The sequence below is a fragment of the Ensifer sp. 1H6 genome (assembly GCF_001976035.1).
In the GTDB taxonomy this organism is placed as follows: domain Bacteria; phylum Pseudomonadota; class Alphaproteobacteria; order Rhizobiales; family Rhizobiaceae; genus Ensifer; species Ensifer canadensis.
The window spans coordinates 49,751-73,329 of record NZ_MOAI01000007.1 but is presented as its reverse complement, the minus strand read 5'-3'; the positions used below and the strand labels follow the sequence as shown (position 1 = coordinate 73,329).

The 23,579-nt window shown below is 60.6% G+C and carries 21 protein-coding genes; 18 read left to right on the top strand and 3 right to left on the bottom strand.

The window, feature by feature from the left end; genetic code table 11:
* The first annotated feature begins 427 nt into the window (after nt 1-427).
* Both BKP54_RS10395 and exoR read left to right on the top strand, forming a co-directional pair.
* Complete coding sequence (locus tag BKP54_RS10395) at nt 428-1,708, top strand: OmpP1/FadL family transporter (RefSeq protein ID WP_025426842.1); 1,281 nt, start codon at nt 428-430, stop codon at nt 1,706-1,708.
* 457 nt (nt 1,709-2,165) lie between these two features.
* Nucleotides 2,166-2,972 (top strand): exopolysaccharide production regulator ExoR, encoded by an 807-nt coding sequence (gene exoR, locus BKP54_RS10390; RefSeq protein WP_025426843.1) that lies wholly within the window; start codon nt 2,166-2,168, stop codon nt 2,970-2,972.
* Nucleotides 2,973-2,998: 26 nt separating this feature from the next.
* Here exoR and xth read toward each other — a convergent pair whose 3' ends face one another.
* Entirely contained in the window at nt 2,999-3,793 is a 795-nt protein-coding gene (xth, locus tag BKP54_RS10385) for an exodeoxyribonuclease III (protein ID WP_025426844.1), read from the bottom strand.
* A 205-nt stretch (nt 3,794-3,998) separates the two neighbouring features.
* Here xth and BKP54_RS10380 point away from each other — a divergent pair, with 205 nt between their 5' ends.
* Nucleotides 3,999-5,462 carry a phosphatidylserine/phosphatidylglycerophosphate/cardiolipin synthase family protein gene (locus tag BKP54_RS10380; protein WP_025426845.1) on the top strand — a complete coding sequence of 488 codons (1,464 nt, stop codon included), beginning with the start codon at nt 3,999-4,001 and terminating at the stop codon, nt 5,460-5,462.
* 34 nt (nt 5,463-5,496) lie between these two features.
* Here the strand turns inward: BKP54_RS10380 and erpA are convergent, their stop codons facing one another.
* The gene (gene erpA, locus BKP54_RS10375) at nt 5,497-5,829 is read right to left on the bottom strand and encodes an iron-sulfur cluster insertion protein ErpA (protein ID WP_025426846.1); all 333 of its coding nucleotides are present in this window, start codon (nt 5,827-5,829) and stop codon (nt 5,497-5,499) included.
* Between the two features lie 213 nt (nt 5,830-6,042).
* Between erpA and BKP54_RS10370 the strand changes: the two genes are divergently transcribed.
* Both BKP54_RS10370 and argS read left to right on the top strand, forming a co-directional pair.
* Complete coding sequence (locus BKP54_RS10370; RefSeq protein WP_057205045.1) at nt 6,043-7,260, top strand: deoxyguanosinetriphosphate triphosphohydrolase; 1,218 nt, start codon at nt 6,043-6,045, stop codon at nt 7,258-7,260.
* A gap of 95 nt (nt 7,261-7,355) precedes the next feature.
* A complete protein-coding gene (gene argS, locus BKP54_RS10365) occupies nt 7,356-9,116 on the top strand; it encodes an arginine--tRNA ligase (RefSeq protein WP_057205041.1) in 1,761 nt (586 codons plus the stop codon).
* A 6-nt stretch (nt 9,117-9,122) separates the two neighbouring features.
* On the opposite strand, the gene BKP54_RS36445 is transcribed toward argS, so the two are convergent.
* Nucleotides 9,123-9,623, bottom strand: coding sequence for a hypothetical protein (locus tag BKP54_RS36445; protein ID WP_245317818.1), 501 nt, complete (start codon nt 9,621-9,623; stop codon nt 9,123-9,125).
* 63 nt (nt 9,624-9,686) lie between these two features.
* Here BKP54_RS36445 and BKP54_RS10360 point away from each other — a divergent pair, with 63 nt between their 5' ends.
* From BKP54_RS10360 to BKP54_RS10300, 13 genes are all read left to right on the top strand, one after another.
* Nucleotides 9,687-12,134 carry an SPOR domain-containing protein gene (locus tag BKP54_RS10360; protein ID WP_245317817.1) on the top strand — a complete coding sequence of 816 codons (2,448 nt, stop codon included), beginning with the start codon at nt 9,687-9,689 and terminating at the stop codon, nt 12,132-12,134.
* Between the two features lie 141 nt (nt 12,135-12,275).
* Complete coding sequence (gene nagZ / locus BKP54_RS10355; RefSeq protein WP_025426850.1) at nt 12,276-13,292, top strand: beta-N-acetylhexosaminidase; 1,017 nt, start codon at nt 12,276-12,278, stop codon at nt 13,290-13,292.
* Between the two features lie 84 nt (nt 13,293-13,376).
* Nucleotides 13,377-14,195 carry a ScpA family protein gene (locus BKP54_RS10350; protein ID WP_051509162.1) on the top strand — a complete coding sequence of 273 codons (819 nt, stop codon included), beginning with the start codon at nt 13,377-13,379 and terminating at the stop codon, nt 14,193-14,195.
* Nucleotides 14,188-14,916, top strand: coding sequence for an SMC-Scp complex subunit ScpB (gene scpB / locus BKP54_RS10345; protein WP_025426852.1), 729 nt, complete (start codon nt 14,188-14,190; stop codon nt 14,914-14,916). Before BKP54_RS10350 ends, scpB begins: the two co-directional genes overlap by 8 nt.
* An 88-nt stretch (nt 14,917-15,004) precedes the next feature.
* Nucleotides 15,005-16,117: an ABC transporter ATP-binding protein gene (locus BKP54_RS10340; RefSeq protein ID WP_025426853.1), complete on the top strand. Its 1,113-nt coding sequence runs from the start codon at nt 15,005-15,007 to the stop codon at nt 16,115-16,117.
* 94 nt (nt 16,118-16,211) lie between these two features.
* A complete protein-coding gene (locus tag BKP54_RS10335; RefSeq protein WP_025426854.1) occupies nt 16,212-16,418 on the top strand; it encodes a twin-arginine translocase TatA/TatE family subunit in 207 nt (68 codons plus the stop codon).
* A gap of 74 nt (nt 16,419-16,492) precedes the next feature.
* A complete protein-coding gene (gene tatB, locus BKP54_RS10330) occupies nt 16,493-17,152 on the top strand; it encodes a Sec-independent protein translocase protein TatB (protein WP_025426855.1) in 660 nt (219 codons plus the stop codon).
* A complete protein-coding gene (gene tatC, locus BKP54_RS10325) occupies nt 17,149-17,991 on the top strand; it encodes a twin-arginine translocase subunit TatC (protein ID WP_025426856.1) in 843 nt (280 codons plus the stop codon). The genes tatB and tatC overlap by 4 nt, the downstream gene beginning before the upstream one ends.
* Nucleotides 17,992-18,038: 47 nt before the next feature.
* Entirely contained in the window at nt 18,039-19,322 is a 1,284-nt protein-coding gene (gene serS, locus BKP54_RS10320; RefSeq protein ID WP_025426857.1) for a serine--tRNA ligase, read from the top strand.
* A 16-nt stretch (nt 19,323-19,338) separates the two neighbouring features.
* Nucleotides 19,339-20,109 (top strand): 5'/3'-nucleotidase SurE, encoded by a 771-nt coding sequence (gene surE / locus BKP54_RS10315; protein WP_057205034.1) that lies wholly within the window; start codon nt 19,339-19,341, stop codon nt 20,107-20,109.
* Entirely contained in the window at nt 20,106-20,759 is a 654-nt protein-coding gene (locus BKP54_RS10310) for a protein-L-isoaspartate(D-aspartate) O-methyltransferase (protein ID WP_025426859.1), read from the top strand. Before surE ends, BKP54_RS10310 begins: the two co-directional genes overlap by 4 nt.
* A 474-nt stretch (nt 20,760-21,233) precedes the next feature.
* A complete protein-coding gene (locus BKP54_RS10305; RefSeq protein WP_025426860.1) occupies nt 21,234-21,878 on the top strand; it encodes a hypothetical protein in 645 nt (214 codons plus the stop codon).
* Nucleotides 21,879-22,029: 151 nt separating this feature from the next.
* Nucleotides 22,030-23,577: a peptidoglycan DD-metalloendopeptidase family protein gene (locus BKP54_RS10300; RefSeq protein WP_025426861.1), complete on the top strand. Its 1,548-nt coding sequence runs from the start codon at nt 22,030-22,032 to the stop codon at nt 23,575-23,577.
* The last annotated feature ends 2 nt before the right edge of the window (nt 23,578-23,579 follow it).

Genomic DNA, 23,579 nt, shown 5'->3' with positions numbered 1-23,579 from the left:
CATCCGCGGCGGAAACGTCGCGGATTTCGCATTTTCTGGCGAGATCGCTAGAGGTGTCGCCAAGCCGATTCGTTCGGCCAAAACAGTGGCTTTCTGACGCACCGACCTGGGAGTTAGAGCCCCGCTTTCAAACCCAAATTCGCGTTTTTTCCTGCAAAAACCAATGCTGTTGTTGTTGAGTAACACTTTCGGGTTATGCTGGTAAAATATCCTAACATTAGTCGATAAATACCCGTATTGCGCAAAAATATTTCAAATTGTTTGGATTGTGTTCAGATGATGAGAATCTTACGTAAATTTTATGGCGCACATGAGCACAATACCCCTGGAAAGCGGCATTTGCGATTTCACACGATCGTGAGAATACTTTTCGCACAGGCGACGTGAGGTGGATTGTCGCAGATTGAAATGCAGGGGGAGGAGCTTAATGGCTCATGAGAATTTGAAGCGGGGCGTCTTTGCGTTGGCGGCCGGAATTCTGGTTGCATCGGCGGCGCACGCTGGCGGTCTTGAACGCGGCGGTTACAATATCGACCTGCTGTTCGACCCGTCGGACTATGCAGCGGAAGCGACGACAACCTATGTCAACCCGCAGCGCGAACTGAAGAACGTCAGGGATACGAATACGACGTCTGCAGCCTTCCCATTCAACGGAACCGGACCCGGTACTGGCGGTGGCAATCTGAACTCCCGTCCCAATTCTGTCGAAGACACGGAGAGCTATTGGGTGCCGCGTGTGGGCATCAAGGCCCGCTTCGGAGAGGACGTCGACTGCATGGCTGACTATTCGCAGCCATGGGGAGCTCATACAAATCCGGGCGTAAATTGGGCCGGCGCCAACAACAACATTGAGACGAAGGTCGAGAGCGACAACTACGCCGCGACTTGCTCATACAAGTTTGACATGGGGCAGGGCCAGTTCCGCGTCATCGGCGGCGTCTTTTACCAAGAGGTCGGCGGCTTCAAGGAGAGATTGGTACAGGATTTCACGGGTGTGCCGCCGGCATTCGGCGGGTTGCAATCCGGCATCGGCAGGCTGGATCTCCAAGGTGACGGTTGGGGTTGGCGCGCCGGCGTCGGCTACGAAATACCGGAGTACGCGGTACGCGCAAGCTTGGTCTATAACAGTGCCGTTGATCTGGATAATCTGGCGGGTACGATCGATCTGCGCAATGTGCGCGGACCGGCGCCGGTCAACTTCTACGATGTGGCCGGGTTCGCCTCCATGCCGGACTCGCTCGAGCTCAAAGTTCAATCCGGTATTGCACCTGGCTGGGTCGCGTTCGGTTCGGTCAAGTGGACGGACTGGAGCCAGCTTCAGGTTCTCAAGTTCTGCCCGCCTTCCGGCGGTACCCTGGAGCAGCCTTGCACCTCGCTCGACCTGCTCTATCGCGACGGCTGGACGATCTCTGGCGGCGTTGGTCACAAGTTCAATGAACAGTGGAGCGGTGCCGTCAGCCTAACGTGGGATCGTGGCACGAGCCATGGCTATGGCACACAGTCCGACACTTGGGCGCTGGGCACCGGTGTTGCCTATTCGCCCACGAAGAATGTTGAGTTCCGCCTTGCAGGTGCTGTCGGTATCCTGACGAGCGGCAGTTCTGGCGCCGTCAACTTCGACGGCCAGGTCATCGGAGACGATGTTTCCTACGACTATGGCAACGACTTCTTCGGTGCGATTTCGACAGCGATCAAAGTAAAATTCTGATCCTCCATTGATCAGGACGCGCAAGGCCCGGTTTCATCACCGGGCCTTTCTTTTTGCCTTGAGCGACATCTGTTGGTGACTGTTCCGCTCGACGCCAATGTGACGATTCAGCAACACATTTAATGCTAGAGTTTGCTAGGGTCGGACTCAAGGTCAGTATGTCCATTTCCCGCCACAAACAGGGAGCAGCGATGTTAAGGACAAACGTGCGACTTGAGGATCGGGCCCGCAATGTTTGTAACGAAATGACGTCATGTGTCGTCTTGAACGAACTGCCGCACTTCCGCGGAAATGGTTCGGTAAGGCTACACACAATGGAGTTTCATTCTGGACTGAGTGAGCCGGTGTTTTCGGCGGTTTCGGTGAACAAGTGAATGGCAAAGAGTCATTCAGGCGTTTGTGTTTGCAGCGGTGATGAGTTCGGCGTGGCCGGCTGGAACGGAAGAATTAGACTGTGATGCTTGCGGGTGAACTGAAGTCTCTGAAGGTTGCGATGCTCGGCGTGTCGCTGGTGGTCGGCGGCGCTACGGCTGGTCCGGCACGTGCCTTTGATCCGGGCACCGGTGTCAGCAAGGAATCCGGTCCGTTTGCCCTGTTCAAATTCGGCTTCTCCGCCTACAAGAACGGCCGCAAGGACGAAGCGGTCGAAGCCTACCGCTATGCCGCCGAAAAGGGGCATACCGGCTCCCGCTGGGCGCTTGCCAATATGTATGCCTACGGCGACGGCGTCGCCGAAAACGACCTCGAAGCCTTCAAGATTTACAGCGAGATTGCCCAGCAGGGTGTCGAACCTGGCTCCGAGGATACGGGCTACTTTGTCAACGCGCTGATCTCGCTTGCCGGCTACTATCGTCGCGGTATTCCGGACAGCCCCATCAAGTCCGACATGTCGCAGGCACGTCAGCTTTACTTTCAGGCTGCATCGACCTTCGGCGTATCGGAGGCGCAGTTCCAGTTGGCGCGCATGTTGCTTTCGGGCGAGGGCGGCAACGTCAACGTCCAGCAGGCCAAGAAGTGGCTGAACCGCGCACGCAAGAACGGTCATGCCGGCGCCATGGGCGTTTTCGGCAATGTCATTTTCCAGGAAGGTCAGACCATCCGCGGTCTCGCCTACATGACCGCGGCACTCGATCAATGTTCGCCGAAGGATCGGCCATGGCTGCAGTCGATGCAGGAACAGGCATTTTCTCTGGCAACCGAAGATGATCGCCGTAAGGCGATCAACCTGTCGCAGAACATGCACACGCAGGGCGACGACGACTAGGCGCTGCCCTTGGCGTCACCTCCGCTTCAAAGCGGACGTTCGAACGCGAAATAGCCCGCGACCGGTACGTGGTCGGATGGTTTTTCCCAGGCCCGCACGTGCTTCTCGATCGACGTCGAGACCAGCCTGTCCGCCGCTTCCGGCGATAGCATCAGGTGATCGATCCGTATCCCGAAATTCTTCGGCCAGCATCCGGCCTGATAGTCCCAGAATGAGTAGAGCGGAACGTCATCCGTGGTCGAGCGCACTGCGTCAGTCAGGCCGAGATTCCGCAACTGGCGAAAAGCCTGGCGTGTCTCAGGCAGGAACAGCGCATCGTTCTGCCAGACCTTGACGTCCCAGCAGTCGTGTTCCTCGGGGATGACATTGTAGTCGCCGGCAAGAATGAGCGGCTCTTCCAGTTCCAGCCGACGTTGCGCGTAGGCGGAAAGGCGCTCCATCCAGCGCAGTTTGTAAGGGTACTTCTCGCTATCGACCGGGTTGCCATTTGGCAGGTAGAGCGAGCAGACGCGGATGACGCCGCCGGAGACGGAGAAGACGCCTTCGATAAATCGAGCCTGCTCGTCCGCGTCGTCGCCCGGCAGACCGCGGTTGACTTCGTCAGGTTTCAGCTTGGAAAGCAGCGCAACGCCGTTGAAGCCTTTCTGGCCGTGCGTTTCGACGTGATAGCCGAGCGCTTCGATCTCAAGGCGCGGGAAGTTTTCATCGACCGACTTGATCTCCTGCAGGCAGACGATGTCCGGGTTCGATTCTTTCAACCACGCCAGCAGGCCGTCGATTCGCGCCTTGACGCCATTGATGTTCCAGGTGGCAATCTTCATGGCTCGAAACGCCCTTCCATGTCAGTGAATCCTTCCGGACGGCTTCTTGTAACGACTCGGGATTCGTTTGACAAATCCGATACCTGCGGTCTTTTCGCGGAGAAAGGCCCCGTACATCAATAACGGGCAGCGCTTTTCACGCACTTGCCGTATGCGGGCATGCCGTTGAATTGATTCCCACCCGCCGAAGGCTATAGTCCCCCACATGATCGACCTCATCCAGAACTATTGGCCGCATTTCCTCGTTTTCCTGTCTTTCGTCTTGGGCGTGCCGGCGGCCATCCATGCCGCCATGACCAAGGACGATGTTCGGGCGGCAGCCGGTTGGGTCGGCGTCGTGCTGCTGTCACCGATTGTTGGGGCGGTCGTCTATGGTGTTGCCGGCATTAACCGCATCCGCCGCTCGTCCATCGGCATGCAACGCTCGTTGCTGCGCGGCCGCGGCCCCGATCAGTTCGGGCGCTTCGATGTATCCGATGCCGAGATTGGCACGCGTTTCGGCCAACGATTCTCGGCAATGAAAATCCTCGGTGACCGGGTGTCGCGGCATGCGATGTCCACAGGCAACCGCATAAGCATGCTCGAGGGCGGGGATGCGGCCTATACCGCCATGCTGCATGAGATCACCCACGCGCGCCGCAGCATCCTGCTTGAAAGTTACATCTTCGATCGAGACGCGCTCGGCTTGCGCTTCGCCGATGCATTGATAGCGGCGCGTGGGCGAGGGGTCGAGGTACGGGTGCTGATCGATGCGGTGGGCGCACGCTACTCCGTACCGAGCATCGTCGGTTATCTCAAGGCTGCGAGCGTGCCCACGGCCGTCTTCAACGGCAACATCATCATGGGGCTCAGATTGCCCTATGCCAATCTGCGCACGCACCGGAAGATCCTGGTCGTCGATGGCAAGGTCGCCTTTGCCGGCGGCATGAACATCCGCGCCGGCTTCACCACCGAAATCGCCGGTCCCGAAGCGGCCTATGACACCCATTTCCGCATCACCGGGCCTGTCGTTGCCGACATCTTCCAGGTTTCTGCCGAGGATTGGCAGTTTTCGACGGGTGAACTTCTGGCAAGTGACACGTGGAAAATCGAGCCGACCTCGCCGGCGGCAAAGGCGCCCGGCATTCTGATGCGCGCTGTACCGTCGGGGCCCGACAAAACGAATGAAACCAATCACAAGATGCTGATGGGTGCGTTCTCGGTGGCGCGAAAGAACATTCGACTGATGTCGCCCTATTTTCTTCCTGACCGGGAGTTGATCAGCGCGCTTGTGACGGCCGCCCGCCGTGGCGTAGAGGTGGATATTGTCGTGCCCGCGGTCAACAATCTGCTGCTGGTCGACCGCGCCATGACAGCGCAGTTCGATCAGGTGTTGAAGGGGCATTGCCGCGTCTGGCGCGCAAAGGGTGCCTTCAATCACTCCAAGCTGCTCGCCGTTGATGAGACTTGGGCCTATGTCGGCTCGACGAACCTCGATCCGCGGTCGCTACGCCTCAACTTCGAATTCGATCTCGAAGTGCTCGATGACGGCTTCGCACGCGATGTCAGCAGCCGCATCGCCGCAATCGCGGAGTCTGCGGAAGAGGTGACGCTAAAGGATTTGAATGCCCAGCCTTTAGCTGCGCGCTTGGCAAACCGCCTGCTCTGGCTGGGATCGCCATATCTGTAGCAATGAGCGGCGCACGGGAATGCGCCCGCTTGGGTCAGATGGAAAAACTCGTTCCGCATCCGCAGCTTGCGACAGCATTCGGATTCTTTATCTGAAAGGACTGGCCGAGCAGGTTGTCGATGAAGTCGATCTCCGAGCCACCCATATAGACGAGCGACAAGCTGTCGATCAGGACCTTGGCATCGTCCTTTTCAAGCACGAGGTCGTCGTCGTTCGCATCGTCGACCAGATCAAATTTGTACGAGAAGCCCGAGCAGCCACCGCCCTCGACGGAAACCCGCATGGCATTCTTATGGCCGTCCGAATGCAGAATGGTGGCGATCCGCTTGGCGGCCGCGTCGGAAAGGGTCACTGTTTCCTGTGTCATATTTGCCTCCTGCCGGGGTCAAGAACCGGAGAGATTCGTTTTCATTGCATATTCGGCACTTGGCCGGTTTCGACATGTCTTTTAATGTCGAGCGCCAAACCGTTGCTTTGACTTCCGGAATCGGTCGATGTTTGGTCGACGCTTTCCCGTAGCTTTCACTATAGGTATGAAGGCTTGAATGTCCCGTCAATGGGGCGACCACGCAGGTGTGAAATGACGTTCGACAAAAATGCGCTCGGCTTCGGTTACGGTGAACATGCGCCATTCGCGTCGAATCCCTGGGCGACGCGCGGCAGGCTCTACCCGGAAGCGACAAGCCCGACGCGGTCCGATTTTCAACGTGACCGCGACCGCATCGTGCATACGACCGCCTTTCGCCGGCTAAAACACAAGACGCAGGTCTTCATCGCCGCCGACGGCGACCACTATCGCACCCGCCTGACCCACACGATCGAGGTGGCGCAGATTGCACGCGCGCTGGCGCGAGCGCTGAAGCTGGACGAGGACCTCGCCGAAGGCGTGGCGCTCGTCCATGATTTCGGCCACACGCCGTTCGGGCATACGGGCGAGGATGCGCTGCATGAGATGCTCAAGCCCTATGGCGGCTTCGATCACAACGCCCAATCGTTGCGTATCGTCACCAAACTCGAGCGGCGCTACGCCGAGTTTGACGGCCTGAACCTCACCTGGGAAAGCCTGGAGGGGCTGGTAAAACACAATGGGCCGCTTCTGAGCCTTGACGGGCAGGGCACCCACGGCCCGGTGCCGCAGCCGATCCTGGACTATTGCGCTATTCACGACCTTGAGCTTGCAAGCTTTGCGAGCCTCGAAGCACAGGTGGCGGCGATCGCCGATGATATCGCCTACAACACCCATGATATCGATGACGGTCTGAGGTCCGGCTACCTGACCTTCGAGATGCTGGAGGACGTGCCGTTTCTCGCCCGCCTGATGCGCGAGGTCAGCGATCGTTATCCCGGCCTTGAAGCGAGCCGCTTCACCCATGAGATTATGCGCCGCCAGATCACGGCGATGGTCGAGGACGTGATTGCGGTCGCGCAGACGCGCCTCCGGGATATCAGGCCCGAAAGTGCCATGGATGTCAGGCAGGCTGGTAGGGTCATAGCGACATTCTCGGACGAGATGGGCGAGACCGACAAACAGATCAAGAGACTGCTGATGACGCGGATCTATCGCCATCCCGAGGTGATGCGGGTGCGCGAAGGAGCTGCGTCGATCGTTTGCGATCTCTATCGCGCCTTCATGGCCGACCCTTTGCTGATGCGCGAACATTATTGGATCGACCAGATCCCTGGTATGGCCGAGCCGGCGCGGGCGCGTCATGTCGGCGACTATCTGGCCGGAATGACGGATACCTTCGCCATCAGTGTCCACCGCCGTTTGTTTGACCATACGCCCGATTTGCGGTAGGGACGCCCCGCCCGGAGGCTTTTGGTTCAACCGAACCGGGCCTCCTTTTGAGTTTTGCACCGACCATATTCTGTCGGGAAAAGCGGACGGATCAGATGAATCTCTTCACGGACTTCGAATCAAGAATTAAGGATATTCTCGAAACGCTTGATGTCGTTCGAGAAAAGCGATCCGAACTTGACTTCGCCCGTATCAATGTCGAGCCGCCGCGCGACCCCAGCCATGGCGATGTCGCGACCAATGCCGCGATGGTGCTTGCCAAACCGCTGGGCATGAATCCGCGCGCGCTTGCCGATCTGATCGTCGAGAAGCTCAAGCAGGACCCTGAGGTCACCGATGTTTCCGTTGCCGGTCCAGGCTTCATCAACGTGCGGCTTTCCGTCTCCTACTGGCAGAAGCTGTTGACCGCGATGGTTCGCACCGGTGCGGACTACGGCCGCAGCACGACCGGTGCCGGCCGCAAGGTCAACGTCGAATACGTGTCGGCCAATCCGACCGGGCCAATGCATGTCGGCCATTGCCGCGGTGCCGTCGTCGGCGACGCGCTTGCGAACCTGCTAGCCTTTGCCGGCTACGAGGTGACCAAGGAATATTACATCAACGACGCCGGCTCGCAGATCGATGTGTTGGCGCGTTCGGCCTTCCTTCGCTACCGGCAGGCGCTTGGCGAGGAGATCGGCGAGATCCCGTCGGGCCTCTATCCCGGCGATTATCTCGTACCCGTCGGCGAGGCGCTGGCCGACGAGTTCGGCACGAGCCTGCGGCTGATGCCCGAGGACAAGTGGATGCCGCTGGTCAAGGAGCGCACTATTGATGCGATGATGGTCATGATCCGCGAGGATCTTGCCGCCCTGAACGTCACCCATGATGTCTTCTTCTCGGAGCGGACCCTGCATGCCAATGGCGCTGCCAAGATCCGCACCGCGATCAACGACCTGACCTTCAAGGGCCACGTCTACAAGGGCACGCTGCCACCGCCGAAGGGCCAGCTGCCGGAGGACTGGGAAGACCGGGAGCAAACGCTGTTCCGCTCGACCGAGGTCGGCGACGATATCGACCGGCCTTTGATCAAGTCGGATGGCAGTTATACCTACTTCGCTGCCGACGTTGCTTACTTCAAGGACAAGTTTGACCGCGGCTTCGACGAAATGATCTATGTGCTCGGCGCCGACCACGGTGGTTACGTCAAGCGGCTTGAGGCGCTGGCACGCGCGGTGTCTGGCGGTGCGTCGAAGCTGACTGTACTGCTTTGCCAGTTGGTCAAGCTCTATCGCGAGGGTGAGCCGGTCAAGATGTCCAAGCGTTCCGGTGACTTCGTGACGTTGCGCGACGTCGTTGATGAAGTCGGACGCGATCCGGTCCGGTTCATGATGATCTACCGGAAGAACTCCGAGCCGTTGGATTTCGATTTTGCGAAGGTGACAGAGCAGTCCAAGGACAACCCGGTCTTCTACGTGCAGTACGCACATGCGCGTTGCCGGTCTGTCTTCCGTCAGGCTGCGGACGCTTTCCCCGAACTCGACCTGTCCACCGTCGATTTTGCCGGCGCAATCAATGGCCTGATCGTCGATCCGGCGGAGCTGCAGCTGGTCGCCAAGCTCGCAGAATATCCGCGCGTCGTGGAGGCTGCGGCACTGGCGCAAGAGCCGCATCGCATCGCGTTTTACCTTTACGATCTTGCCGCTGCCTTCCATGGACACTGGAACAAAGGTAAAGAGAATCCGGAATTACGTTTTGTTAACGATAAAAATAGAGAATTAAGTACTGCCAGACTCGGGCTGGTGCATGCTGTCGCTTCCGTACTGAAGTCGGGCCTGTCCATTACAGGCACCTCTGCACCGGAAGAAATGCGATAAGTATTGTCACCATTTTCCCACAATGCACTGGCAAGTGAATGCAGGCAATTGTGAGTGGAGAGCATGGCAGACAAACAATTCGCACGAAGCGGGCCGGCTGAATTCGATGTATTGGCAGACGATGATCCGTTGGCCGAACTCGCCCGGATCGTCGGCTACGATGCCCGGCCGGCTGTCCAGCAGTTGCAGGAATTGCAACGCCACCAGGAAGCCGTCCGGCAAGATCCGACGTTCGATCTCGAGGAAGAGCTCCTTCGAGAGTTCGATACCTATGATGCGCCGCGCGCGGCAGATGTTCAGCCGGACAACGATCCAGTTGAAACTGTAGCTGCGCCCGCAGAAGAGCTTCAGCAGGTCGAGCCGGTGCTTGAATTTGCGCCAGCCGAGTTTGCTGTGGCCGAATCGGCGCCAATCGAAGATGCGCCGGCGATTAAACCGGAGTATCAGCCGGTCGAACTCGCAGAGACATGGCCAGAGGCCGCTCTTGAAGAAGTCGACCGCGGCCACGCCGAATTCGTTGCGGTTCCCGAGGCGACGTCCACTTCGATCACTGACGTAACGGGATACGACGTGGTTTCGGAAGCGGTCGAGCCGACCTTCGATCTGGAACGCGAACTCGAGCTCTCGCTCGGTGACGTCGATCTTTCTCCGACGGCCGAGATTGCGCCGATCAAACAGCACGTTGGTGCACCTGAAGAATGGCATGCGCCGGTCGAGGACATTTCGTTCGACGTTTCCGATTTCGCCGATCAACTGGCAACAGAGCAGGCCTCGCTGTCCGTCGAGCCAGCCTTCGAAGTGGCTCCGGCTGCCGAGGGCAGCAACGCCTATGCGTCGGACAATGCCTATTCGTACGAACCGACAGTGATCGAGCAGGTCGCTCCGGTTGCGGCAGAGCCGACAACAGATAACGCCGTCGATGAGCTTCTTGCCGATATCGAGCGGTTTCCGGTACCGGCTGCGACCGGCCTGGTCGCCGCTGCAGTTCACACTCATCCTGCGATTCATGCGCGGGCCGAGCCGGCTGTCGTGGCTGCGCCACCTGTCAAGAAGAGCCCCTATCCCTTCACGCCGACGTTCAGTCGCGCCACCCCGGTCGCTTCGCCCTCGGGTGCCGGCCAGCAGCGCGCCTTTGCTGGTCCGATCGTCTCGTCGATCCCTGCTGCCGCAGCACCTGTAGCCGCCGCACCGGTGGCCGCAGCGGTTGCGCCAGAGGCTGTCGTCGAGCCCGCTCTTCCGGCTACCGAGCCGGAGAACGAGCCGAGCTTCGACATCGAGAACTTCGAAATGGAGCTCTCGGATGTGGCGATGGAAATGGAGCTTCCGGAATTCGACGCTTCTGAGGATATCGCCGCCGCAGTGCAGCAGCCGGTTTTCGCCGCTATCGAGCAGGAGCCGGTACAGCATGAAGAGCCCTTCGTAGCACCGTCGGTCGCAGCTGCGCCCTTAGAAATCGAAGAGCCGCCGGTTGAAAGCGTTCTGCCGTTCGATCCGTCGATGATCGCTGAAGCCGATACCGGCGTCGCACCGATCGCCGATATGGATGTACCGCAACTGCCGGTCATCGAGACAGAAAAGCCGGTCGCTTATCCCGCCGACTACGATCTCGATATCGACGCGGAAATGGCCCAGCTCTTCGGGACGCCGGCACCATCCGTCAGGGAGACGCAGGCTCGCCCCGTCGAGGCTCGTGAACCTGCACGCTCCGCGCCGGCAGCCAAGCCGGCCGCATCGCTCGGCGCAGCACCGATGGATGATTTCGACGAGTTCGAGAAGGCAATGGAAGAAGACTTCCGTCGCTCGATGGTCGAACGTCAGAACACGCCGCGCGAATCCGAGCGCGCTCAGCCTATGTCCGGCCAGGCCGACGCCGGTGTTTATAACGAATACGGCTCCGGTCGCCGCTCGCAGCGCACAATGCTGCTCGCTGCAAGCGTCGCCGGCATCATCATTCTCGGTGGTGCAGGCGTCTACGCCTGGATGGGTGGCAGCGATGCCGTTTCGTCCGGCGAGGGTCCGAAGATCATTCTCGCCGACAAGTCCCCGGTAAAGGTCGTGCCCGAGGAAAAGGGCGGGAAGACCGTGCCGAACCAGGACAAGGCCGTCTATGACCGCGTTGCCGGTGCTCAGGGCACGGGTCCTCGGCAGGAGGCACTCGTCTCCTCGACCGAGGAACCGATGGACGTCGTCCAGCGGACGCTGACACCGGAAAACCTGCCGAATGACGGCAGCGATGAAGCGGATGCTCTGGGTGCTTCACCGAATGCGGACGAGGAGTCTGCCCGCCTTCTGCCTGGTGACGGTGCTGCCGTGCCGGCTGATCAGGAAGAGGACAAGGCTCCCGCAGTCGCGCCGCGAAAAGTACGCACGATGATCGTCAAGCCGGACGGCACGCTCGTCGCCCGCGAAGAGCCGGTTGCTGAACCGGCGACGGAAGTTGCTGGCAACACCCAGCCGGTTCCGGCAACGGCTTCGGGTCAGGTTGCGGCGTCGGGCACTGAGGGCCAGGCGACAGCCACGGGCGCCGGTTCCGAACTTCGCGCAGCCGGCAAGGCACTTGCAGGTGCCGACCAGGTCGCACTTGCTGCCGCGAGCGACGCCACGGTAAACGCCGCTGGCGTTGAGGCACCGCTGCCTCAGACCCGCCCGACCGGGCAGGCTGGCAACGTGGCTGGCGCCGTACCTGAAAGCGCAAGCGCACGTCCGGCGGAAACGCAGGCCGCCGCCAACCCTGCAACGGATACCCAGCAGGTTTCGACGGCATCAGTGCCGGCTGGCACCTACTTCATCCAGGTGGCGTCGCTGCCCTCCGAGGCCGAAGCGAAGAAGTCCTACAACAGCCTTTCGAACAAGTTCGGAAGCGTTATCGGTGGTCGCGGCGTGGATATCCGCAAGGCGGAGATCGCGGGTAAGGGCACCTACTATCGTGTCCGCATCCCGGCCGGTTCGCGCGAAGAGGCCAATGCGCTTTGCTCGCGCTACAAGGGCGCTGGTGGCAGCTGCCTCGTGACCAAGTAGTCACAGCAGCAATATTATCCCCAGAGGGGCGCGGCAGAGATGCCGCGCCCTTTCACGTTTCAGTGACAGTAGTCTGTGCATGACGCGCACCGATAGCTATTCTCGCTTCGCTGTGGGCAAGCCGCGCATTATGCTTTTTGCATGAGCGAATCAAAAGCATTTATCTCCGGCTGCAAGGGTCTTTCTCTTTCGAGCGAAGAGCGCAGCTTCTTTGATGGCGAGCGGCCCTGGGGCTTCATCCTCTTTGGCCGCAACATTGGCGAGGAACAGCAGATTTCCGATCTGGTCGCGGCGCTACGTGACAGTATCGGCAATCCCGCGGCACCCGTGCTGATCGACCAGGAAGGCGGACGTGTTCAGCGCATCCGGCCGCCGCTTGTTCAGCAGTATCCGAATGGTGCGGCGATCGGCGAGATCTACCGCCGTGATGCCGAGGGCGGTTTGCGTGCGGCCTGGTTGATGGGGCGGCTGCATGCGTTCGATCTGATGCGGTTCGGCATCACCGTCGATTGCCTGCCGGTGCTCGACGTGCCGGTTCCCGGCAGTCACGATGTGATCGGCAATCGCGCCTATGGACACGATCCGCAGAGTGTCACGGCGATCGGTCGGGCGATGGCGGAAGGCCTTAAGTCCGGTGGCATGCTGCCGGTAATGAAACATATGCCCGGCCATGGCCGCACTTTCGTCGATTCCCACCACAGCCTGCCGGTGGTCAGCGAAACCTTCGACGAGCTTGCCAAGAGCGATTTCCTGCCCTTCATCGCCATGAAGGACGAGGTCATGGCGATGTCGGCGCACATGGTCTTCACGGCGATCGATCCGGACAATCCGGCAACGACCTCGGCCAAGGTTGTGCGTGAGATCATCCGCGGCCATATCGGTTTCGACGGGTTGTTGATGTCCGACGACGTTTCGATGAATGCGCTGGCCGGCGACATGTCCACCCGCGCGCGCAACATCATCGACGCCGGACTTGATCTCGTCTTGCATTGTCATGGCATAATGGACGAGATGAAGGCTGTAGCGGATGTCGTCCCGGTTCTGGCCGGAGAGACATTGCGCAGGGCAAGGGCCGCAGAGGCCGCCTTCCGCAAGCCTGATAATGCGAACGAGCAGGAACTACGTGCCGAATTCAACAGCCTGTTCGCGACGGTTTGAGGACGGGTACGGCCGGCGGGAAAGGATCAGGCTGTCGTGAGCAACGCGGGTGAAAAGCAAGGCAGGTCCGGGGCGAAAGCGCCGATGGATCCCTTGTGGCAGGACGAGACTGCGGAGCGCGGATTGCACGAAGAGGCGCTGGTCATCGACATCGCCGGCTTCGAGGGCCCGCTCGATCTGCTCCTCCATCTTGCTCGCAGCCAGCGGGTCGATCTTGCTCGCATCTCGGTGCTGGCATTGGCCGAACAATACATCGCCTTTGTCGAGCGGGCGCGCAGCATCCGCATCGAACTGGCCGCCGACTATCTCGTCATGGCGGCTTGGCTTGCCTATCTCAAGTCGCGGCTGCTGATCCCGCAGCAGGCGAAGGATGATGGTCCCTCCGGTGAGGAAATGGCATCGGCGCTGGCGTTCCGGCTGAAGCGCCTCGAAGCCATGCGCGAGGCCGCCACCCGGCTGATCAACCGAAACCGCCTCGGCCGCGATGTTTTCGTGCGTGGTGCGCCGGAGCATATCGTCACCGAGCGGAAGTCGGACTATGACGCTTCGCTTTACGATCTGCTGACCGCGTATGCGAGCTTGCGGCAACGGACAGCGATCACGCAAGTGACGATCGAAAAGCGCCACGTCTGGTCGCTCGCCGATGCGCGATTGATCCTGGCACGCATGATCGGCCATCTGGACGATTGGACCGCGCTCGATCACTTCCTGTTGCGTTACATGACGACGCCGAAGGAGCGGGCGACGGCCATCGCCAGTTCCTTTGCCGCCTCGCTGGAAATGGTACGTGAGGGGCGCCTGGAAATCCGCCAGGAAGAAGCGTTCGCGCCGATATATCTGCGGCGTGGGCCGAACCCGATCGATGCGGCGACGCTCGCCGATATGGAGGCAGCCCGTGGCTGAGCCGCAGAAATACCTCCCGGACGTGACAGACGAAGACGGCGAGAACGACGGCCTTGTGTTCGATCCGCGCATGGAGCAGGAAACCGAGCGAATTGCCGAAGCGCTGGTGTTTGCCTCCGCGCAGCCAATCTCCGAGGCTTACATCGCCACCCGCCTGCCGCGCGGTGCCGATGTCCCGCGCATCATGGCGCGATTGAAGGCGCTTTATGCAGGCCGTGGCGTCAATCTGGTGCAGGTGGCCGATCACTGGGCGTTCCGCACGGCCGCCGACCTGTCCTTCGTCGTGCAGACGGATGAGAAGGAGGTTCGCAAGTTGTCGCGCGCCGCGCTAGAGGTTCTGGCGATCATCGCCTACCACCAGCCGGTTACCCGCGCCGAAATTGAAGACATTCGCGGTGTGCAGACATCCAAGGGCACGCTGGATGTGCTGATGGAGGCGGGCTGGGTCCGCTTCCGTGGCCGCCGCCGCACGCCCGGGCGTCCGGTCACCTTCGGAACGACACGCGATTTTCTCGACCACTTCGGCCTGGAGGAACTGCGCGACCTGCCTGGCATCGAGGAGTTGAAGGGAGCGGGGCTTCTCTCCGGCCGCGTTCCGTCCAACCTGCATATTCCCGTGCCCGTCGGCGAAGATGACCTGGCGGAAAACGAGGATCCGATCACCCAGCTCGATCTGGAAGAACTGGGGCTCTTGACTCCGAAGGGCGAAGAGGCCGATTAAAAAACCTGATTGGAGATATCGGCTTTCTCCATCGAGCCTGCACCCGGCATGGTCGCCGCGGTGCCACCGGTGTCAAGGAATACGCAGCATGGTTTCAGATACGCAGGACGGGCCCGTCATGGCAACGCGACGGACGGCGGGCGTATCTTTCGCGGCGAGCCTGACATTCGAGGATATCCACCACAACTACCATTCCAAGGAGACTATCAAGGGCGTCAGCCTGGCGGCCAAGGCCGGCGAGGTCCTTTGCCTGCTCGGCCCCTCCGGTTCCGGCAAGACGACGCTGCTGCGGATCGCCGCCGGCATCGAGATGCAAAGCGCCGGCCGCCTCCTGCTTAACGGCCAGGAGATTTCTGGCCCGTCGGTCTTCTTGCCGCCGGAAAAGCGCGGTGTCGGTCTGATGTTCCAGGACTTTGCGCTGTTTCCGCACATGACGATCCGCGACAATGTTCGCTTTGGGCTGACGGCGCTTCCGAAGAAAGAAGCGCTGATCCAGGCCGACGCAGCCCTGGAACGGGTCGGTCTTTCGCATTACGGAGATCGTTATCCCCATGTGCTTTCGGGTGGCGAGCAGCAGCGTGTGGCGCTCGCCCGTGCGCTCGCGCCGCGGCCTGCTGTGCTGTTGATGGACGAACCGTTCTCCGGGCTCGACTCGCGGCTCAAGGATTCGATCCGCGCCGATACGCTCGCCATCCTCAGAGAGACGCGTGCCACCGCGATCGTCGTCACGCATGATGCCGAGGAAGCGATGCGCATGGCCGACCGGATCGCTCTGCTCAAGGATGGGCGCCTGGTCCAGGTCGGCACCGCCGACGAGCTTTATCGAGAGCCACGGGACCTGTTTGCCGCCGGTTTCTTTTCGGAAATCAACGTGTTCGACGCCCAGGTGCGCAACGGTCGCGTCGATACGCCGCTCGGCGGCGTGGATGCCAGCAAGTACCGCGATGGCCAGCGCCTTTCCGTGGCCGTGCGGCTTTCGGGGCTGCGTGTCGGCAAGGACGAAGGCGACATACAGGCGCGGATCGTCTCGCGCCGTTTCATCGGCGTTGTCGAACTGCTCGAACTGGCTGTGGCGGGCTGCGATGGAACCGTGCGCGCCCGTATCCGCGCGGACCAATTGCCGCAAGGATTGCGCGATGTAATGCTTTCAGTTAACGAGCGGGATATATTGCTGTTTGAAAAAGATGTTCCGACATCTTAGGGTCTGTGGCGAAAAGAGGCTGTGCTGGTGGCGCGCCTGAAAATTGACACGCGAATAGGGCCTAAATCGGGGAAGGCTCAGAGGGAGTAAACGCATGGGTTCCTTTAGTATCTGGCACTGGCTGATCGTTCTGGTCGTGGTGCTGTTGTTGTTCGGTCGCGGCAAGATTCCGGAACTGATGGGCGACGTTGCCAAGGGCATCAAGAGTTTCAAGAAGGGCATGAACGACGACGACGTCGCTTCCGCCGACAAGCCGCTCGACGGCAAGACTGTTGATCACAAGTCTGACGAAGTTCGCTAACGATCGAGCACCGATAGCGCCAGGCTGGGATTACCTCCCGGCCGGCCGCACCACGGGTTTGCAGGACATATCGAATGCTTGATATCGGCTGGACCGAGCTAGTCGTCATTGCCATCGTACTGATCGTTGTTGTCGGACCGAAGGATTTGCCGCCGATGTTGCGCGCCTTTGGCCGCATGACGTCGAAGCTGCGCGGCATGGCGTCGGATTTCCGCCAGCAATTCGATGAGGCGTTGCGTGAGGCGGATCTCGAAGACGTCCGTAAAACGATCAGCGACGCGCAAAGCCTCAATCCGGCAAATGCGCTACGTGACGCGATGAACCCGTTGCGCCAGATCGGCAACGAGATCAAATCCGATCTCCAGAAGGCCGCATCACCAGACAAGGCGCCCGTATCCGCTGCAGAGCCGCCAGTTTCCTCCGTGGAACCGGTTGCCGTTGGCGCGGCCGAGGCAAAGCCAGCCAACAGCATTGCGGCCGCGGCGATTGGTTCTGCCAGCCGGCAAATGCAGCGTGCCGAAGCTTCTGAGCCTGCGGCAAAGCCGAAACGGGTAACGAAGGCCAAGGCAGACGCTACGCCCGCGCCCAAGAAGGCCTCACCGGCGAAGGCGGCAACCGCCAAATCTGCACCCGCCAAGACGGCTGCAAAGAGGCCTTCCAAGGTCGAGGCAGAGCAGCCGAAAGAAAAAACACAAAAGACACGCGCGGCAACGCGCAAGAAAGGTGACGTATGAGCGGCGATATCGAGGACCGGCCGCAGCCGCTGATCGAACATCTGATCGAGCTCAGAAAGCGGCTGATGTGGGCCGTTGGCGCGTTCTTCATCGCCTTTCTCGTCTGCTTCTACTTTGCCAAGGGTCTCTTCAACCTTCTGGTGCTGCCGTTCAAATGGGCGGTCGGTTGGGCCGGGATGGATCAACGCAATGTCGAGCTGATCTACACTGCTCCGCAGGAGTTCTTTTTCACCCAGATCAAGGTGGCGATGTTCGGCGCTCTCGTGATCGCCTTTCCGGTGATCGCGTCGCAGATCTACAAGTTCGTCGCCCCCGGCCTCTACAAGAACGAGCGTGCGGCATTCCTGCCGTTCCTGATTGCCTCGCCGCTCCTGTTCCTGCTCGGTGGCGCGCTCGTCTATTTCTTCTTCACGCCGATGGTCATGTGGTTCTTCCTGGCGATGGAGCAGGGCGGTGACGAGGGGCATGTTGCAATCCAGCTTCTGCCCAAGGTCTCGGAATATCTGAGCCTGATCATGTCGCTGGTCTTTGCTTTCGGCCTCGTGTTCCAGCTGCCGGTGGTCACCACGCTTCTGGCCCGCGTTGGCTTCGTCAGCGCACAGGGACTTGCCGAGAAGCGCAAATACGCGATCGTGATTGCCTTCATTGTCGCGGCCGTCCTGACACCGCCGGACCCAGTCTCCCAGATCGGCCTTGCACTGCCCGCCATCCTTCTCTACGAAATTTCGATCTATACGGCGCGACTCGTCGAGAGACAGCGGGCAGCGGATGCGCTCAAGCGTGAGGCTGCCCAGTCGCAGGAAGAAACTTCCGAAGAGGTTGGCCCCGCAAAGGGCTGAGCATTCGACGGTTCCGCGCCGTGACCTGCAAAACGCGTGGAACGACAATGCTTGATATCAAATGGATCCGTGAGAATGCCGATGTGCTGGATGCCGCCCTGGCGAAGCGGGGCGCGGAACCATCGTCTGCGTCGCTGATCGCCATCGACGAACGTCGCCGCACAATCCTTCAGTCGCTGCAGGACATGCAGTCGCGCCGCAACGCGGCGTCGAAGGATATCGGCGCGGCCATGGCACAGAAGAACAATGAGCTCGCCGAAAAGCTCAAGGCCGAAGTTGCCGAACTGAAGAATTCAATGCCGGCGCTCGAGGAAGAGAGCCGCCAGGTCGAAGCCGAACTGAACGACGCCCTGTCGCGTCTTCCTAATATTCCGCTCGACGACGTCCCTGTTGGTTCGGACGAGGCGGGCAATGTCGTGACACGGGTTATCGGTGCCAAACCCACCTGGAACCACCAGCCGCGCGAGCATTTCGAAGTCGGCGAGGCGCTCGGGCTGATGGATTTTGAGGGAGCCGCGCGCATTGCCGGATCCCGCTTCACCATCCTGAAGGGCCAGCTCGCCCGGCTCGAACGCGCGCTCGGCCAGTTCATGCTCGACCTGCACACCCAAGAGCACGGCTATACCGAAGTACAGCCGCCGCTATTGGTGCGTGACGATGCGATGTACGGCACCGGCCAACTGCCGAAATTTGCCGAAGACCTGTTCCGCACAACCGACGATCGCTGGTTGATCCCGACGGCGGAAGTGCCATTGACCAACATCGTGCGCGAGCAGATCCTCGATGGCGAAAAGCTGCCGTTGCGCTTTACCGCGTTGACCCCGTCCTTTCGTTCGGAGGCCGGTTCTTCGGGCCGCGACACGCGTGGCATGCTGCGCCAGCACCAGTTCAACAAGGTCGAACTCGTGTCGATCACCGATGCCGAGACGTCCGTTGCCGAGCATGAGCGCATGACTGCCTGCGCCGAAGAAGTGCTGAAGCGTCTGGGTCTGCACTACCGCGTGATGACGCTTTGCACCGGCGACATGGGCTTTGGCGCCCGCAAGACCTACGATCTCGAGGTCTGGTTGCCGGGACAGGACACATATCGCGAGATTTCGTCCTGCTCGGTCTGCGGCGATTTCCAGGCGCGGCGCATGAATGCGCGTTACCGCAACAAGGAAGACAAGGGCACAAGGTTCGTTCACTCGCTGAACGGTTCCGGCGTCGCCGTCGGCCGCGCCCTGATCGCCGTTATCGAAAATTACCTGAACGCCGACGGCTCGGTTTCGGTGCCGGATGTATTGCTTCCCTATATGGGCGGCCAGAAACGTATCGAAAAAGCTGCCTGACGGGAAAGAAATCGCAATGCGGATCCTGCTGACAAACGACGATGGCATCCACGCCGAAGGCCTTGCGGTCCTCGAGCGGATAGCCAAGACGCTTTCCGAGGATGTCTGGGTGGTGGCGCCCGAGGCCGATCAGAGCGGTCTTGCCCATTCGCTGACGTTGTCGGAACCGCTGCGCTTGCGTCAGATCTCCGAGAAGCGTTTTGCGCTCAGGGGCACGCCGACTGATTGCGTGATCATGGCTGTGCGCAAGGTGCTGGACAGCAAGCCGGATCTCGTCCTATCGGGCGTCAATATCGGCGCCAACATGGCTGACGACGTCACCTATTCCGGCACCGTCGCCGGTGCGATCGAGGGAACGCTGCAGGGCATCCGCTCCATGGCGTTGAGCCAGGCCTACAGCCACGTCGTCGGCGAGGCGGTGGCCTGGGACGTGGTCGAGCGTCACGCGCCTGCGTTGATCCGCAGCCTGCTGGCAGTTGATCTTCCTGATGGTACGTTGCTCAACCTCAACTTCCCGAAGTGCTCCGCCGATGCCGTCGCCGGCACCGAAGTGACTTCGCAAGGCAAGCTCGACTTCGGTCTTTCCATCGACGAGCGTGCCGACGGTCGCGGCTTTCCCTACTTCTGGCTGCGTTTTGGCGAGCGCTTCGGTGATTTTCGCGCCGGTACCGATATCCACGCGCTTCGTGAAAACCGGATCTCGGTGACGCCGCTCAAGCTCGACCTGACCGACTATTCAGTGCAGGACCGTCTGGCACGGGCCTTGAGCGAAGGGACCGTCGCTTGAGCGGACGTGTTTCGGAACAGGAAGGCTTTGCGGCGATGGTCTTGCGGCTGCGCGCCGAAGGCATCAGCAACCAGGGCCTGCTGAACGCGGTCGAGCAGACGCAGCGCGGCCATTTCGCGCCGCCGCAGTTCCAGGCGGACGCTCATTCGCAGCGGACGATCCCACTCGACTGCGGCTCGTTCATGGAAGGCTATGACTTCGCCGTCCGGCTGTTGCACTGCCTTAACCTCAAGTCCGGGCAGCGCATCCTCGAGGTGGGAACCGGCAGCGGCTTTACCGCTGCAGTGATGGGCCGCATCGCCGAGCGCGTGCTGACAATCGACCGCTACCAGACACTCGTCTCCACTGCGCAGAAAAGCCTGGAAAAGTCGGGTGTGCGCAATGTCATCGTCCGCCATGCCGATGGCAGTGCCGGAGTACCGGGCGAGGGCACGTTCGATCGCATCTTGATTACCGCTGCGTTCAACAGCCTGCCGCGCATGTTCTCCGACCATCTCGTGTCCGGCGGAACGCTGGTCGTTCCGATCATGATGAGCGAAACGCATTGTCGCATCGTTCGTGTCAGCCGCACCGGCAGCCGCTTCGATCGTGAGGATCTGTTCGACGCGCCTTACCTTCCGATCGTTCCGCAACTGGCGTCTTACCTCTAGGTTAGCAACCCACTTGCGTGATCTGTGCTGTCCCGCTACGGCTTGGAGCCCAACCATGCACATTCATGTGGGGGAATTGGAGCATGGCGCGGCTCGTCAGAGCCGTGCTCACGGATCGTGACGTCTCAGGACACTACAGCGCCGCGCGTCTTATTAGACGCGCAAAGGTCGCTGTAGCACTTTGAATTGCTGCATGTTTTTATCCTTAAATCGAATGCGATTTAAGAAAACATGCAGTAGGCATGGCGGCTCTTTTAAAAGTGCGACGCAGAGATCCTCGTCGTGGCCACGTGATGAGGGCGGGCGGATCGCCCCGACGACCGTCTATTGGTTAACAAAATCCTAATCTCTCCAGTTTCGCGCAAGCTTCGCGCCATACGCCTTCGGCTGCACGAAAGGTTTGGCCTTGCGAGTCGCTGAATTTCTATGCGGTTCGGAAAGGCGATCTGGTCGTGCGGTTGACGGAGACGGCACATGCAGATTGCGAACAGGCTGACGGCCGCGGCATCAGGCGATGGACTGGGCAACCTTGCCGGCCGTGCGGCGGGGCAATCCGGCGCAGGCGGTAAGGATGAAAATGCCGCTCAGGCGATGCAGGCCACGTTCTTCGATCCGACGCCGCGGATTTCGCTTTCCGCCGATGCGCTGCTTTATCTCAGTCAGAACAGAAGATCCTCCGACGGCCAACCGGCCCTGACGCGCGACGAGTGGAACAACCGCCTGTCGCCGCAATTGGCCTTGCGGGAATACCAGGCGTTCGGAAAGTTCCTGGAGACCGGTGATCACAGTGGCTACTACAAGGGCTTCATCGAGTACTATGATGGCCTGCGGTCCGAGGACCAGCATAGCCTGCGCTATTTCGGGACGCGTGAGGCGGCTGTCGCCGGGCTACGCTCGCTCGAATACGATCAGGCAAGCGGCCTTGATGGAGAGACGACGTTCCAGACGCTGGTGAGCGTGCTTCTCGAGGAAGACAAGACTGCGCAGTCGGAAGCTCCCGCAGCGCCGGCTGGACGCCAGATTTTTGCCTGGGATCTGACAAGCATTAGCTATGAGGGCGAGCCAACCGAGCGGCGTGCCGTCTCCGAGATCGAACGCCTCTATTCCGAACTGATCTAAGTTTGCAGCGCCGCTAAGGCGAGCCTTTGCACCGGTCTATGGTTAGCATTCTGTCAAACTAGGTCTTTGGTGGTGTCGCCCTTAACCGTGCGGTAACTCTAATACGCTTTAATCATCCCACATCGAGTTGCGTTCGGAGTGGGTAAGCGTCATGCGTCAGTTTGTATCTCCCAAGGTTGGAAAGTCCACGATCCGCCTGTGTGCAGCAGTTTTGCTGGCAGGCGTTGCCACAGGGTGCAGCTCCGACGCCAGCCGTTTCGACGGCTTGTTTTCGCGATCGGACACGCTGACGACCAGCTCAATTCAGAGAAATACCACGCCGGTGCCGCGCGGCGATGTCGACAGCGGCCAGATGGCTGTTGTCTCTCCGGCCGATACGCGCAACTCGGCTCTCGGGCAGCCTTATCCCGCGGCGAACGGTGGCTACGATCCGGTCAATACGGCGTCGACGCCGGTCTCCAGCGCCCGCGCCGCCTCGACGCCGATGAGCGTGCAGCGTTCGACCCTCGCCGATCCGACGGCGGCCTCCAGCCAGCGTATTGATCCGCAACCGTTCCCAGCCGCACGCCAGGTCGAGCAGGTCTCCACGGCCACGCGTCAGGCATTGCCCGCTGCCGTCAACGATACTGCGAGCAAGAGCGGCTGGACGACGCAGAATGCTCCCTCGATCATGGTTCGCCAGGGCGACAGTGTGTCCATTCTCTCCAAGCGTTTCGGTGTTCCTGAAAAGGAAATCCTGAAGGCCAACGGATTGAAGACCGCTGGACAGGTCGAGCCCGGTCAGCGCCTGGTGATCCCGACCTTCGGTGTTGCGAGCAGTGCCGCGAAGGCTGCCGCGTCCAACACGATGACCGATCTGGATGGCAGCAAGCGCCAGCCATCGCCCTTGCCGACCGATCAGCGCGATGTCGCAATCCTGCCCGGTCAGTCGCAGTCCCGCGATAAGAGTGCAGGCAAGACGGATGTTGCTGCAGGCAAGGTCGCTTCGACGGGCGAGGGCAGCGGCAACGGCTCGTACACCGTCAAGCCGGGTGATTCCCTCAATCGTATCGCCAAGGCAACGGGTGTTTCGGTCGGCGCCCTCAAGCAGGCCAACGGCCTGACGGCAGAATCGATCCGTGTCGGCCAGACGTTGAAGGTGCCGGGCGCAGCGACCGACCAGGTGAAGACGGCATCGGTTCCGCCCAAGAAAGCCGAAGGTCAGGTCGCCGCGCTCGACAAGAGCAAGCCCGCCGAGTACCAGCCTCCCGTTGCCAAGCAGAGCGTGTCCGAAGTCGCCAGCAAGACCCCTGACGTTGACGAGGAATCGCCGAAGTCGACGGGTATCAGCAAGTATCGCTGGCCGGTACGCGGCGCGGTCGTTGCCGGCTACGGCGCCAATGTCGATGGCAACCGCAACGACGGCATCAACATCTCCGTGCCCGAGGGCACGCCGATCAAGGCAGCTGAAAATGGTGTGGTCATCTACTCCGGCAGCAGCCTGAAGGAACTGGGCAACGCCGTTCTCATCCGTCACGACGACGGCACGGTCACCGTCTACGGCAATGCTTCCGAACTGAAAGTCCAGCGCGGCCAGAAGGTGCAGCGCGGCCAGACGCTCGCGGCATCCGGTATGACCGGCCGCGCAAGCCAGCCGCAAGTCCACTTCGAAGTGCGCAAGAACGCCAGCGCCGTGAACCCGGCCACGTTCCTGGAATAGGC